General features: G+C 53.4%; 14 protein-coding genes, 1 tRNA gene and 1 pseudogene. 14 read left to right on the forward strand and 2 right to left on the reverse strand.

Annotation, left to right across the window (positions count from 1 at the left end; genetic code table 11):
* The 12 genes and pseudogenes from BCS36_RS01445 to BCS36_RS01500 all read left to right on the forward strand — a co-directional run.
* On the forward strand, positions 1 to 807 hold an 807-nt coding region (locus BCS36_RS01445), incomplete at its 5' end, for an AAA family ATPase (protein WP_291301155.1).
* Positions 800 to 1,489, forward strand: a complete 690-nt coding sequence (locus BCS36_RS01450; RefSeq protein WP_291301156.1) for a hypothetical protein — start codon at positions 800 to 802, stop codon at positions 1,487 to 1,489. The genes BCS36_RS01445 and BCS36_RS01450, both read left to right, overlap by 8 nt.
* Positions 1,490 to 1,882: 393 nt before the next feature.
* Positions 1,883 to 2,584, forward strand: coding sequence for an ERF family protein (locus BCS36_RS01455; RefSeq protein ID WP_291301157.1), 702 nt, complete (start codon positions 1,883 to 1,885; stop codon positions 2,582 to 2,584).
* 68 nt (positions 2,585 to 2,652) lie between these two features.
* Positions 2,653 to 3,816, forward strand: coding sequence for a hypothetical protein (locus BCS36_RS01460; RefSeq protein WP_291301158.1), 1,164 nt, complete (start codon positions 2,653 to 2,655; stop codon positions 3,814 to 3,816).
* A gap of 16 nt (positions 3,817 to 3,832) precedes the next feature.
* Positions 3,833 to 4,195 carry a hypothetical protein gene (locus BCS36_RS01465; protein ID WP_291301159.1) on the forward strand — a complete coding sequence of 121 codons (363 nt, stop codon included), beginning with the start codon at positions 3,833 to 3,835 and terminating at the stop codon, positions 4,193 to 4,195.
* 67 nt (positions 4,196 to 4,262) lie between these two features.
* Entirely contained in the window at positions 4,263 to 4,508 is a 246-nt protein-coding gene (locus BCS36_RS01470) for a type II toxin-antitoxin system Phd/YefM family antitoxin (RefSeq protein WP_291301160.1), read from the forward strand.
* Positions 4,498 to 4,794, forward strand: coding sequence for a type II toxin-antitoxin system RelE/ParE family toxin (locus tag BCS36_RS01475; RefSeq protein ID WP_291301161.1), 297 nt, complete (start codon positions 4,498 to 4,500; stop codon positions 4,792 to 4,794). Before BCS36_RS01470 ends, BCS36_RS01475 begins: the two co-directional genes overlap by 11 nt.
* A 59-nt stretch (positions 4,795 to 4,853) precedes the next feature.
* Complete coding sequence (locus BCS36_RS01480; RefSeq protein WP_291301162.1) at positions 4,854 to 5,054, forward strand: hypothetical protein; 201 nt, start codon at positions 4,854 to 4,856, stop codon at positions 5,052 to 5,054.
* 99 nt (positions 5,055 to 5,153) lie between these two features.
* Positions 5,154 to 6,125 (forward strand): annotated as a pseudogene (locus tag BCS36_RS01485) (AAA family ATPase); the annotation flags it as partial.
* 372 nt (positions 6,126 to 6,497) lie between these two features.
* Positions 6,498 to 7,535: a DUF3150 domain-containing protein gene (locus tag BCS36_RS01490; RefSeq protein WP_291301163.1), complete on the forward strand. Its 1,038-nt coding sequence runs from the start codon at positions 6,498 to 6,500 to the stop codon at positions 7,533 to 7,535.
* A 4-nt stretch (positions 7,536 to 7,539) separates the two neighbouring features.
* A complete protein-coding gene (locus BCS36_RS01495; RefSeq protein ID WP_291301164.1) occupies positions 7,540 to 9,165 on the forward strand; it encodes a hypothetical protein in 1,626 nt (541 codons plus the stop codon).
* A gap of 219 nt (positions 9,166 to 9,384) precedes the next feature.
* Positions 9,385 to 9,534: a hypothetical protein gene (locus BCS36_RS01500; RefSeq protein ID WP_291301165.1), complete on the forward strand. Its 150-nt coding sequence runs from the start codon at positions 9,385 to 9,387 to the stop codon at positions 9,532 to 9,534.
* 495 nt (positions 9,535 to 10,029) lie between these two features.
* On the opposite strand, the gene BCS36_RS01505 is transcribed toward BCS36_RS01500, so the two are convergent.
* Positions 10,030 to 10,106: transfer RNA gene (locus tag BCS36_RS01505), tRNA-Arg, on the reverse strand.
* 572 nt (positions 10,107 to 10,678) lie between these two features.
* On the opposite strand from BCS36_RS01505, the gene BCS36_RS01510 reads away from it, so the two are divergent.
* Together BCS36_RS01510 and BCS36_RS01515 are read left to right on the forward strand one after the other, a co-directional pair.
* The gene (locus tag BCS36_RS01510; protein WP_291301214.1) at positions 10,679 to 11,251 is read left to right on the forward strand and encodes a UbiX family flavin prenyltransferase; all 573 of its coding nucleotides are present in this window, start codon (positions 10,679 to 10,681) and stop codon (positions 11,249 to 11,251) included.
* Positions 11,252 to 11,286: 35 nt separating this feature from the next.
* Positions 11,287 to 11,973 (forward strand): metal-dependent hydrolase, encoded by a 687-nt coding sequence (locus BCS36_RS01515; RefSeq protein WP_291301166.1) that lies wholly within the window; start codon positions 11,287 to 11,289, stop codon positions 11,971 to 11,973.
* Between the two features lie 244 nt (positions 11,974 to 12,217).
* Here BCS36_RS01515 and BCS36_RS01520 read toward each other — a convergent pair whose 3' ends face one another.
* Complete coding sequence (locus BCS36_RS01520) at positions 12,218 to 13,114, reverse strand: flagellin (protein ID WP_291301167.1); 897 nt, start codon at positions 13,112 to 13,114, stop codon at positions 12,218 to 12,220.
* Positions 13,115 to 13,221: the final 107 nt, after the last annotated feature.

The raw sequence follows: 13,221 nt of genomic DNA on the forward strand, positions 1-13,221 counted from the left end.
GTTTTCGCGGCTGGTGTGAAATCAAAATGGCGCAATAAAGAAATAGGTCTTGCTGCAACTTCACTTACAGCGTCAGAGGTAAACTCTGAAGAAGTGACTTTTTTGCGTCTTATGCAAGACTATTGCATTTATACTCCAAACACTGACACCTTACGCGGACTATCACCAGACTCAATCCGAGGTGCCATTGGCATTCATGGCGGCGGACTTGCAGAATCACTTGAAAAACTATTGAACAGCAAAAGTGAATCAGTATACCGTGATGAAGCATTTAAAGCAATTGACTGGATTGACGATGTAACAATACAGAAGTCTGCCAGCATGTTGTTATCACCATCGGTGACTCGACAACAAAAAGTCATTGTCTTTCAAGATAAATTCATGAATGCCTCGCGTAATAAACTGACAGCCTATGATGCTAGCGAAGGGGCCCTATATATTTTACTTGCATTTATTCTTGCGCGTTCACCAGATACATTACCACTCTTTGCAGTGGATAACTTTGATCAAGCACTTAATCCTAAACTAACAGAGCGTATGATGAGGCTTTTTTGTCGGTGGATGCTATGTGAGGCAACAAAGCCGCGCCAAGCACTGCTGACTGTGCATAATCCTGCCGCACTTGATGGTTTGCCCATAAATGATGACAGAATACGACTTTTTGCTGTAGACAGAGATAGTACAGGAGTTACACGCGTTAGCAGACAAAGAATAACTACTGAGCTGCAGCAATTGGCGAATCAGCATGGCTGGCCATTATCGCGCCTTTGGGTCATGGGACACCTGGGGGGTATCCCCAATGACTGAAGCTGTGCGCATTGGTGTTGTGGCCGAAGGGCCAACAGACCTTATTGCTTTACAAGCCGTGATCAAGGCAATACTCAAAGACCAACCTTTCATAATTACTCCTCTGCGACCTCAAAGAGTAGAAACAGTTCTGGGCGGCACGACTGATGCTTCACAACCGATATACGCGCAAAAAGGCTGGTCAGGTGTTCATAACTGGTGTCAGGAAGTATCTACAGTTCCTCAAGGGGAGAACCTCATCATGCACCAGGTAGTGGTAATACATCTGGATGTTGATGTTGCAGGCTTTACCTATGCCAGTGCCAACATAACACAATTACCTACATACTCAGATCTCCCTTGCGAGAAGCCTTGCCCGCCAGCTAGTGATTCAGCTGATGCCTTAATTGATGTTGCCAAAAGCTGGCTTCTCCCTGTTGTTCCGCAGCCCAATTGGCTTTGGTGTTGCCCTGGGTATAACATGGAAACATGGGCATACACTGCATATAAACCCCAAAAGGCCTGTATAAAAAGCAAACTTGAATGTTCACGAGACATTGCTGGACGAGTAACAAAAACTGAAAAAGCTTATAAAGAAAAGTACGCCAACATGCTGGAATCACGTTGGACAGAAGTACAAAGACTCTGCTCTCTCGCACAACAATTTACTGATGATTTATGCACATGCCTTGCTGCGATATGACCTATTCAAACAGCTTGAAGCAATATCAAAGATCTCTGCTGCCGGTAGATGCTAACATTCTGAAATACTTTAAACGAAAAAAATGCGCCTTAACATACTTATTTGAATCGTATGGGCACAAGGCATATTCCGAGTGTTCCCATGCCTAACCGCGCATTGCTTTACAAAAAAACGTGCAAAAATGTGCGACACAAAGCTTGAGTACGCATCGTTTGGCAGAAATTGAGAACGCCTATTTTACCCGCTGACGTTGCGGATGTTATTCATGCAGTTTTAAAAATATATTATATCATTAAGAGGATCGAAACTACGTTTCAAATCACTCCTGAAAGCCCTGTCCAGCACTAAGCTGGGTGGGGCTTTGTCATTTTGCTATAGAAGGAGGTGGCTTGCATGAACCAATATCAATCAGAAAACATTACCGATTTGGCAAAGGCCCTTCTCAACGTGCAGCGAACCGTGCAGCCTGCTACAAAAGACGCTGAGAATCCCTTCACCAAGAGCTGGTACGCCAGTCTCAACAGCGTCATGGATGCCTGCCGTGATGCTCTCATTAAAAATGGTATCTGGCTCTGCCAGTACCCGGTGCCTGTGGAGCAGCCTAGTTCATTAGGGCTGGTTACCAAGCTGACCCACGCAGAGTCTGGCCAGTGGCAAAGCTCCCTTGCGGTAGTTCCTTTGCCCAAGGCCGATCCGCAGGGCATGGGATCGGCAATGACTTACGCTCGCCGCTACGCTTTAACCGCCATGTTGGGCATGGTAACTGAAGATGACGATGGTGAAGGGGCTAAAAATGGCAAAAAATCATCCACACGTTCCAAACTGCCCGTAAACGCCCCCGAATCGCAAAAATCGCGTCAACGCGAATCATCCACCACAAACATCATTTCAGCCCCCTCAAATCGACCGCCAGCAAGCCTTGAAAATCTCCCTCCGCTGGAAGGCGTCACCTACCAGCAAGTTACAGCCCAGGACGGACGTCCTTGCATCATTGCCACCGGCAACACGCAGGCCAAAAAAGAATTACTTACCGGTTCGGGCTTCCGTTGGAACCCGCAGAGAAAATTGTGGTGGAAGTATGTTGATGCCGCATAACAAAAATCAAAATACCGAGTGAAAGGGCTGCCTAATGGCGGCCCTTTCGCTTTTATGGAGGCTAGATCATGGAGCAGATGAACCGCACGGAAGGATTACGGGCTCTAATCAGGCAAGGCCTGCAGGCCGTTGCCCACAACGACACACTTGCACACCTAGGCGACCGCTCCTGCTATGTGGGGATGAGCGACATCGGCCAGCACTGGGAATGCCCACGGGCTGCACTGGCTAGAAAAGTGCTGCCCACCACAAACAGCCTGGAGCGCCTGCTTACGCTGCAGCGAGGGCACTGGTTTGAATCTGGGGTTGGGCAGGCACTGACATCGTTGGGCCTGCATATTTTGCCCCAGCTTGAGATCAACTGGCAGCATCAGGGCGTGCCCATCAAAGCTCATCTTGATTTTGTGCTGGTCTGGGGTGCGCCTGTTAATGCCATACGCATTCTGGAAGTGAAGAGTACGGACAAGTTACCAACTTCGCCTCACGATTCCCATCTGCTGCAACTGCACGGGCAAATCGGCCTTTTGGTAAAAGCATGGAACAAGCCCGTCTTCAGCCTCCGTGCTGAGGACGGTACGCTGCTGCATGAGAAGATGACCTTCCCTCAACTTTGCCGTGCCCAGCTTGGTCTTGAGATGCCCTCAACTGCTGCCAAGACAAGCATAGAAGCATGGTTGCTCTGCCTTTCCATGAAAGAGGTTAAAGCGTTCGGCCCCTATGGCTTCAATCAGGCCATGCTGGATACTGCCCTTGACCATGCGGCACAACTTTGGGGCGAACTTGCAGATTTCCGCGCCGGGCACATAACCCTGGCACAGGCGGATTGCGCTCAGGGCTTTTACCCGTTGTGCTCGTACTGCGAACACAACGGTGACTGCCCCAAATTCCCGCAGGGCGTGCAAATGCCCCAATGGGAACCAGCACTGGAAAAGCTGGCTGCCCTCAAGGAGCAGCGCACCGCTTTAGATAGCGAAATAAAAGAGATGGAAACTGTGCTCAAGCTTGTTCACCGTCAGGCTGGCACACGGGATTGGGTAGACACGGGAAATTACCGATTCCGTATGTCAGTGGCAGCAGGCCGGACCACTTTGGACAAGGATGCTCTGCGGGAGGAGTTGACCGAGATTTTTCATGCGGAGCATCTGGGCGACACCGACGTGGATACCTTGCTGGCCCGCTGTGAGCGTACGGGCTCACCTTTTGAAAAATTGAGCATTTCGCCCATAAACTGAACTTCGGGAGATCTACATGGGATATTATTCTAACGTGGCCCTGTGCCTGACAAAAAATGGCATGGATCAGTTAAAAACAGCTCTTGCAGAGGCAGAAAAGAACAATCCCGGCAACTTTGCAGCAATCAAAATGCTCATCGGTGGCGAGCCTAGCAAAATCGATGAAGGCTCAGGCTCCGTTGTCTTTCTGTGGGAGGGGGAAAGGTGGTATGATGAATTTGATGAAATCGCCTTTGTTGGCGAGTTCATGGACAATTTGCCCCACGAAGACTTCCTGTTCATCCGTATTGGCGAAGATTATGACGACATTGAAACTCGCGGTAGTTATCAGTGCAATCCGCAGCGGGTACGAATTACCCGGGAAATTGCAGCGGACTGATCCTTATTGACTAATGTCAAATTTGATGTCATAAAAGATATCTAATTTATCCAACTTGGAGGATTTCATGGATTCCATACACTCCAATATCACCGTTAGCGTCACAGAACTCAAACGGAACTTTGCTAATGTCCTGGCAACTGCCAAGGATGCGCCGGTGGCAGTTTTGAACCATAACAAGCCAGAGGCCTACCTGTTGTCCGCAAAGCACTACGAAGAAATCCTCGGAATTCTCGAAGATCTTGAAGACAAAAAGATTGTTGAAAAGCGCGAAGATGGCCCTTTTGTTAAGGTAACGCTTGATGAGCTATAGTCTGCAGTTTCATGAGCTAGCACTGAAAGAATGGAAAAAGCTTGATGCCAGCATCAGAGAGCAGTTTAAAAATAAACTGGCAGAACGGTTACAGCAGCCGAAAGTTCCTTCATCTGCCCTGTCTGGCATGCGTGATTGTTACAAGATCAAATTGCGCTCCATTGGGTATCGCCTTGTGTACAAGGTCAATGATGACATTCTCTTTGTAACGGTCATCTCCATTGGCAAGCGTGAACGCCTAGAGGCATATCGACAAGCCCTACGACGTATGCCCTCTGAAGAATAGTACCATAAGGAGAACACTGCTTCCTGATAGGCAATTGTCAGCAGTGCAACGGAGGCATTATGCCACTTAGCCTTGAAGAGCTGGTTGCAACTGCCATTGAAAATCAGCATGTTATTCTTGAATTTGAGCTTAAAAAAGGCATTCCGTTGAACTATCTGGATGAAAAAGGGCAATACACCCTGCGTTACCTTGATGGTCATACGGAAGCCGTCTCGCTGCCTGAGGCCGTAGAAGTTCTCCAGTCAGACAATTCCGTATAATTCACAAAAAACTATCCTAGCTAGACTGATACCATATTTCGAAGAGCCCGGTTCCCTTAAAAGGAGCCGGGCTTTTTCTGCATCTAAGGAGTAGCAATTATGAACACAAATGTGATCGAAGAACTTAGTTACCTGAAACCCGCCGACCTTGATGCCGGGCAGGTTTTCAGCGGCAAACCATCCGGCACCACGGTAAAAGGATACGCCGTTCCTTCGGCCTACACCCCGGCCATTGACCACGACTATATTTTCCATGAGTCCAGCCGTGATGTTGTGGTCTGGTTTCTCAACCTACAGGAACCACTGTACGTCTTCGGCCCCACAGGATGCGGTAAAACGACATGCATCAAACAGCTGGCTGCCAGACTTAACTATCCAGTCTTTGAGGTCACCGGACATGGGCGGCTGGAGTTTGCCGACCTGGTTGGTCACCTGAGCGTCAAGGACGGCAACATGGCCTTTGAATACGGCCCGCTTGCGCTTGCCATGCGCTACGGGGCGATAATTTTGCTGAACGAAATCGACTTAACCTCGCCAGAAATAGCAGCAGGCCTGAATAGCGTACTTGACGGCTCCCCCCTGTGCATAGGGGAAAATGGCGGCGAACTGATTGTGCCGCACCCCATGTTCCGTCTGGTTGCCACGGCCAATACCAATGGCGGTGGCGATGACACCGGCCTCTACCAGGGAACCCAGCGGCAGAACCTTGCATGGCTGGACCGCTTCACCATCTGCGAAGTGTGCTATCCATCTGCCGATGTGGAAAAAAGCCTGCTTGCCCGGCGCTTCCCTTCGCTGCCCCAATCGCTGTGCGCCACCATGGTGGACTATGCCAATGAGGTCCGCAAGCTGTTCATGGGCGAGGCTTCCACCAGCAATCTGACCAACGCCATTGAAGTTACATTCTCCACTCGCAGTTTGTTGCGATGGGGTGATCTGACCGTTCGCTTTCAGCCTCTGGCCCATCAAGGCGTGCAACCTATAACCTACGCCCTTGACCGGGCTCTGGCCTACCGTGCAAGCCGTGAAACCCGCGCCATGCTGCACGAGCTGGCTCAGCGTATGTTCCCGCAGCAGATGGAAGGTGAGTCCCCCCAAACCGTAACGGCAGAAATTGAAATCCTGCAAGGCGAGCAAGCCCTACGCTTCATGCGCGGCCATCTGCACCACACACCCACGGTGGCCAAGCCCCTCGTCCATCTTCAGGTAGTCCACAACCTTTCTGGCAAAAAGCAGGACGGCAAGTTCTGGATCGGCGAGGCTAGCCCTGTGGGCCTCACGCTAAAGTGGGGCAAGCCGGACACCGTTGGCCAGCAGCACTTTATTCCCGCCGAAAACTGTGAGGGCAACAATTCCGTGATGGAGCTTGAAGCACGCGCAGAAAAGAAAATCAAAGAAGGCTACTCCCTCAATACAACAAGAAGCTCATTCTAGGAGGCTACTATGGCACAACTTGTTTCTGACATCCGTATTCTTGATAACTTGCTGGCCCTCAATCTCAACGTCAGCTTGTGGTCAGCCCGACGCAAAATGAGTCAGGAAGACCTGGGCGGCGCAGAACTGCCCCCTGAAGATCTGGCTTCTTTGGGCTCAAAGCGCATTGCCGACCCGGAAAACCTCAAGGTGTTCGGCACACTCAAAGCCCGCGCCTTCAACTACCTTGACCGGCAAGGTGTACGGTTTATGTCCGGCTGGGCCATCCCCGAAGAAAAGGCCGGCGAAATCGTGCAGGAGCTGCTTAACATCCGCACTGAATTCCAGAAAGAAAAGGAAGCATTTCTGGCTGACTATGACCAAAATGTGCAGGCATGGATTGAGAAGCACCATCAGTGGGGCGAAATCATTCGTAACTCCCTTGTGGGGCCTGAATATGTCCGCGCCCGCATGGATTTCCGCTGGCAGTTGTACAAGGTGGCTCCGCTTGAGCAGCACACAGACAACACCGCTGTGCTGGAAGCCGGGCTGGCGGAAGAGGTGCAGGGCCTCGGCGGCACACTGTTTGATGAGGTGGCCAAGTCGGCTGACGATATCTGGCGCAGGGTTTATCACGGCAAGACGGAGGTAACCCACAAGGCGCTCTCACCGCTGCGCACCCTGCATGCCAAGCTCACTGGCTTGTCTTTCGTAGAGCCGCATGTGGCCCCGGTGGCTGACATCGTGCAGGCAGCCCTGCTGCGCATGCCCAAGAAGGGCAACATCACGGGTACAGACCTGCTGCTTTTGCAAGGGCTGGTCTGCCTGCTCAAGGACAGTACGACTCTTGTGGGCCACGCTCAGAAAGTAATTGAGGGCTACGGCCCGGCATTTGTGCTGGATGCCCTGTTGGCTGGTCCGGGTGTTATCCACGAACCGGACGGCCCTGCTGGACAGATGGATGGCACCGTGGACGGGAATATGGATGATGAGCCCATTCTGCCTGATATTCCTGTGGCTGACAGCGCGTTACCGCATCCTGCCATACCCAGCCTTGGTCTGTGGTGACGCCATGATACGCACAAAAGACGTTCTCAACTGTCTGCCCCTGCTGGCTTCTATCCTTGGCGACCGCTATGGAGTGCAGGTTCGTATCGGCGGCAAGGAGGCCTGCACCAACGGTAAGGTTATTCACTTGCCCGCGTTGCCTATGGATTGTGAGCCTGAATTACTGGCACTGGCTAAGGGTTTCACAGACCATGAGGCTGCCCATATTCGGCACACTGATTTTGGGGTGTTGAAAGCTGCAAACCTTGATTCTGTGACCTTCAACCTGTTCAACTGCCTTGAGGACTGGCGCGTTGAAAAGAAGCTGTCGGGTATTTTCCCCGGCTGCCGGAGAAACCTGAACTGGCTCATACGACGATTCTTTACAGAGCAAGCACAGCCAAGGGCCGGGGACGATTCCCCGGCCCTTGCTGTTTTGGACTATGTGCTGTTGACGGTACGGGCGTGGGATGTGGATGAAGTTACCCCGGCACGCCAAAACGCGGCAAGCATCATGGCGCAGCATTTTCCCGGATTGAAAGATGCCCTGGATGCCATCTTGGTCAAGGTTTACATCCATTGTCCGGATACTGCGGCAGCAGTCGAATATGCTCGACAAATTGCCATATGCGTCAGGCAGTGGGAACCGCCTAGACAGGCTCCAACCAGCAAGAGCGCTAACGATCACGGTTCTATGACTAAGGCGAAACTGGAGGTCAACGATTCTGCTAAACAAATTGGCCAGCGATCTGAGCCGGGTCAACCGCAAAGTGCGTTGAGCTCGTTACCGCTCAAGGCTCTTTTGCATGCGGAGGCGCAGGATCTGCCTCAGAACATCGGCGAAATTCTGGCGATTGAGCTTACCAGTTGCAGCTCAGAATCAACCGGAGACGCGCTGACCGTTGGGGTAGAAGGCACCCGACAAGCCGCCCCCTTGCCAGCAGAGCAGAAGCTGCAAGCGTTACAGGCCAGCATTGCGCTACGTACACGCCTTCAGGGTTTCCTGCAGGCGCAAACGCAAAGGCGATGCAGCATTGGGCGCAAGGGCACACTGCACGCCAATTCGCTACATCGGCTGCAGGTTGGCAATTCTCGTGTTTTCCAAAAAGAGTCTGTGCAACTGGGCCTCAATACGGCTGTTCATATCCTGCTGGACGTAAGCGGCAGCATGGCTGGCGCACCGATTAATCTTGCCAATCGAGCCTGCTTTGCCGTGGCAACTGCGCTGAGCCATATTCGTGGCGTGAATCCAGCGGTTACGGCTTTCCCCGCTACGACGGTCACAAACTCTGTATTCCCCATCATGCGGCATGGGCACACGGTGCCAGATCTGTTCGACATTCGGGCTTCTGGAGGGACGCCCTTGGCTGGAGCTTTGTGGTGGGTTTTGCAAACCATGCTGCCTCTTAAAGAGCAACGCAAGATGATCCTGATTATTACTGACGGCATGCCGGACAACCCGTTGGCCGCAAACAATGCCATAGGGGTGGCCCAACAACTCGGCTTTGAAGTTTATGGCCTTGGCATCAGAGATGAGCACATCACGCACCTGCTGCCGCACTCCAGCCGGGTGGTCAACGACTTGCCCGACCTGGTGCCTGCCATGTTTGCCATGCTGCAGGCGGCATTGTTTAAAGGCGGTGCTGCATGATGGTGCCGCTTGATTTCAGACAATTGCGCCGAACGGCAATATTTCGTTTCTTCTTACTTAACAAAAAGCGGCGCATCCAGCGCTGCTAAATGAAGGGAGGGTAAATGAATTACCTGAACTGGATACCTGTTGTTATAGCTGTGCTTCAAGCAATTAAAGACAATTGGGATGACTAGCCTGTACTCGGGTAGCAAATAGGAGCAAGAAAATGAGCAGGAAATGGGCATTTTAGGCGGCATACTGACAGGGATCGCAGGAGTATTCACAGCGGCTGCGGTTTCGGTGAAATTGGAAAATCAAAAAGACGGCAGATGCAATGCAGAAGAAAAACCGAAAAGGCTGACCTTGCCTGAAAGCGAAGGCAGGTAAAAACCACAGTTAATTCTTGGGCAGGGAAACGGGGGCTTCCCGCTTCCTTGCCCTTGCTCTACTTTCATTTTTCATTTTTCGATTGAAGTATAGGTCAAGTCGTAACATATGTGTTCCACAAACGAATTGCAGCAGACTCGCTGACAGACCATTGAAGTGGGCAGTTGCCACATTCACAGGAATATCGGTAAATATCGCGGGTTCTTCCATCCGGTCTTGATGTTTCAGGTTGAGGCATTTTGCCGCATTTGATACACGGCTTGAGTGGAGGAAGGTATTCCTTGTTTGTGTTCATAATTGGAAGATAGTCATTGTCTGTCGTGAACTCAACGGTCTGGAATAGCTTGTGCAACTATGCGATTTTCCGCAGTAGATGTGCTAAAGAGTTGCATGGTGTAATATCCATTTTTTGCAAAAAGGTTGGAAATAGGGTTGGAAAAAAATCGAGCAAAGCAAAAGCCCTTACGATTTTTCATCGTAAGGGCTTAATTTTTATGGTGCGCCCGGCGAGATTCGAACTCACGGCCTTTGGCTCCGGAGGCCAACGCTCTATCCGGCTGAGCTACGGGCGCACAAGATTTGTTTTGATATGCCGACTAGCTCCCGCTGTCAAGGCCGCCCACGTACAAGGAGACTGTGGTCCAGTGGAAGACTCCGCGCGTTCAGGGCAGAAGCTTGCTGGGGGGTAGGGGACGGCAGAAGCAGGAAGGCCCGCCCGCCAGCGGCAGAACCACGCCTCTGCCAAGACTGGCCGCGAGATATTGGAGGCCCAGTGCGCCAGTGGGCAAAAGAGGACTGCGGGAGGCATGTAGTGGAAGGCATGTAGCGGGAGGCGTGTAAATGAGTTGGTCAGAGGGGCTCCGCGCATCTTGCGCTGAAGCGCTCAGGCTCGTGTCAGGGCCAGTTCTCATACGAGCCCCGCGCGTCCAGGGCAGGAAACCCCACGAGGCAAAATTGGGCAGCGCACCGCTGTTTGCATGGCGTTTCTTTGTCGGGTATGGATGACCAAGGAACTGGCGGGCCTCACCGGCTGCGCTGGCAGTTATTACGGAGACTCACCATGTCAGATACCCTTTCGCCGCCATGCGCATCAATGGAGGCAAATCAGCCCGCCCGCATGGAGGCACAGACGCCCGATTCCTCTGTGCGCGACATTCTGGTGGGCGTCAGTGGCGCAAGCGGCATGCCGCTTGCGGCATGCCTTCTGCGTTGTCTGGCGGCCATGCCCGCCGTGCGCGTGCACTGCGTGGTCTCTCACGGCGCGCACGCCGTGTTGCGCGCCGAGTGCGGGAGCGGTCCGGAACTGCTGACCGCGCACGCCAGCCACTGTTATGATGCCGACAACCTTGGGGCCGGGCCGTCAAGCGGTTCGTGGTGGCGCAGGGGCGCAACGCCGGCAGCCATGATTCTGGTTCCCTGCTCCATGGGTACATTGGGCGCCATTGCGTCAGGAGCCACCCGCAACCTTGTGCATCGGTCGGCAGACGTGGCGCTCAAAGAGCGCCTGCCCCTGGTGCTGGTCACGCGTGAAAGCCCTCTTTCAGCCATCCATCTGCGCAACATGCTCACATTGAGCGAGGCCGGGGCCGTCATCATGCCGCTTTCTCCCGGTTTTTACCTGAACCCGCAAACCCTGGACGACATGTTGCTGTATATGTGCGGACGCATATTTGATCAGGTAGGCCTGCCGCATACCCTGGGCCGCTGGCTCGGCTGACGGATCCCTCGGATCATAGCTATGAGGAGATACTTATGAGTGATATCAGATGGTTGGGACATTCGGCGTTCAAGATCAGCTGCAATGACGCGCATGTGGTCATTGACCCGTTTCTGGCGCCGCATCTGGGTCTCACGGTTGCCGATGTGGGGCATGTGGACCTTGTGCTCGTGACCCACGACCACGGTGATCACGTGGGTGAAGCCGTGAACATTTGCCGGTCCACAGGGGCCATGCTGGGCGCTGTGGTGGGCACGGCCCACAAGGCTGGGGCCGGGCTGCCCGACAGCCAGATACTCAACGGCATCGGCTTCAATATCGGCGGCACGCTGGCGCACAAGGGCATCAGCGTGACCATGACCCAGGCCTTCCATACCAGTGATTCGGGATGCCCCACAGGCTACATAGTGCGTATGCCCGATGGCCTCACGGTCTATCACTCTGGCGACACTTGTGTTTTTGGCGATATGGCCCTGTGGGGACAGCTGTACCACATCGACGTGGCCCTGCTGCCTATCGGCGGCGTTTTCACTATGGACGCCCCCCAGGCTGCCATGGCTTGCAAGCTGCTTGGATGCAAAAGCGTTGTGCCCATGCATTGGGGCACCTTTCCCGTGCTGGCGCAGAACACAAAGGCCTTTGAAGCGGAGCTGGCAAAGCTTGATCTGTCCTGCGCCTGCGTGGCAATGGAGCCCGGCCAGACGCTTTCTTTCCCCGTCTAGAGCATGTTATTTTCGACACGGGCAAGCCGGATAAACCTGGCAAGCCGGCTGCACGCCTGAAAGGCGGGCGCTGCACCCGCGATGGCTTCGCAATGCCTTGCCGTTTGCGCCATGGCAAGGGAGCCAAAAAAGGACGGCCGGTCTGCATATGCAGACCGGCCGTCATTATTTTTCTTGCCGAGCGACACTCCCCTGTCGCAAGGCCATCATGGGCAAACGCCCTCCGCCACCTGGTTGTCCAGCCCTACCGTGTGATGAGCGAAAGCGCCATCTGAGGCATGCTGTTGGCCTGCGAAAGCATGGCCACAGCAGACTGGGTGAGGATCTGGTTGCGCACGAATGCCGTCATTTCCGTGGCCACGTCCACGTCGGAAATGCGGGATTCGGCAGCCTGCAGGTTCTGGGACTGGGTGGTAAGGTTGGAAATGGTGTTTTCCAGCCTGTTTTGCAATGCGCCAAGGTGAGCACGGATCTTGTCCTTGGAGATTACAGCATTGTTAAGCCCCACAAGGGCCTTCTGCGCGGCTTCCTGGGTGGAAACCGTACGGGCGTCGGCCGTGGTGGTGTGGGAGGTTGCCTGGTTGCCCACGCCCAAGGCCGAGGCGGTGCTCGTACCGATCTTGATGTAGTAGTAGTCTTCCGCCGAGTCGTTCATGCTGCCGAAGTGGATCTTCATCTTGCCGGTAGAATCCATGGCGGAACCACTGTGCGTGTCGCCAGACAGACTGCCGTCAAGCAGCTTGATGCCGTTGAAGTCCGTGGCGTTGGCAATTCGGGTAATTTCCGAAGCCATGGCCTGGTACTCCGAATCGATCATCAGACGCTGGGTGGAGTCATAGGTGCCGGTTGCGGCCTGTTCGGCCAGTTCCTTCATGCGGATGAGCTTTTCGTCGATGACGCTCAGAGCGCCGTCAGCGGTCTGGATGAGGGAAATGGCGTCATTGGCGTTGCGCACGCCCTGCTGCAGGGCGGCGATGTCGGTGCGCATCAGTTCGCGGATGGCAAGGCCAGCGGCGTCGTCAGCCGCAGAGTTGATGCGCAGCCCTGTGGACAGGCGCTGCACCGAGGTGCGCAGGTTGCTATAGTTGCTTGTCAGCGTATTGGATACCTGCGTAGCCATCTGGTTGTGATTGATATACATACATTCCTCCATGAATGCTGTACGTCCCAGGCGGCGCGAAATGCCAACGCGTCCTTGCGTATTACCGCCTCTGCCAGTCATATCGGCTATAATGCAAAGGGCATTAG

It is taken from the genome of Desulfovibrio sp. MES5, from assembly GCF_002237645.1.
Taxonomy (GTDB): Bacteria; Desulfobacterota; Desulfovibrionia; order Desulfovibrionales; family Desulfovibrionaceae; genus Desulfovibrio.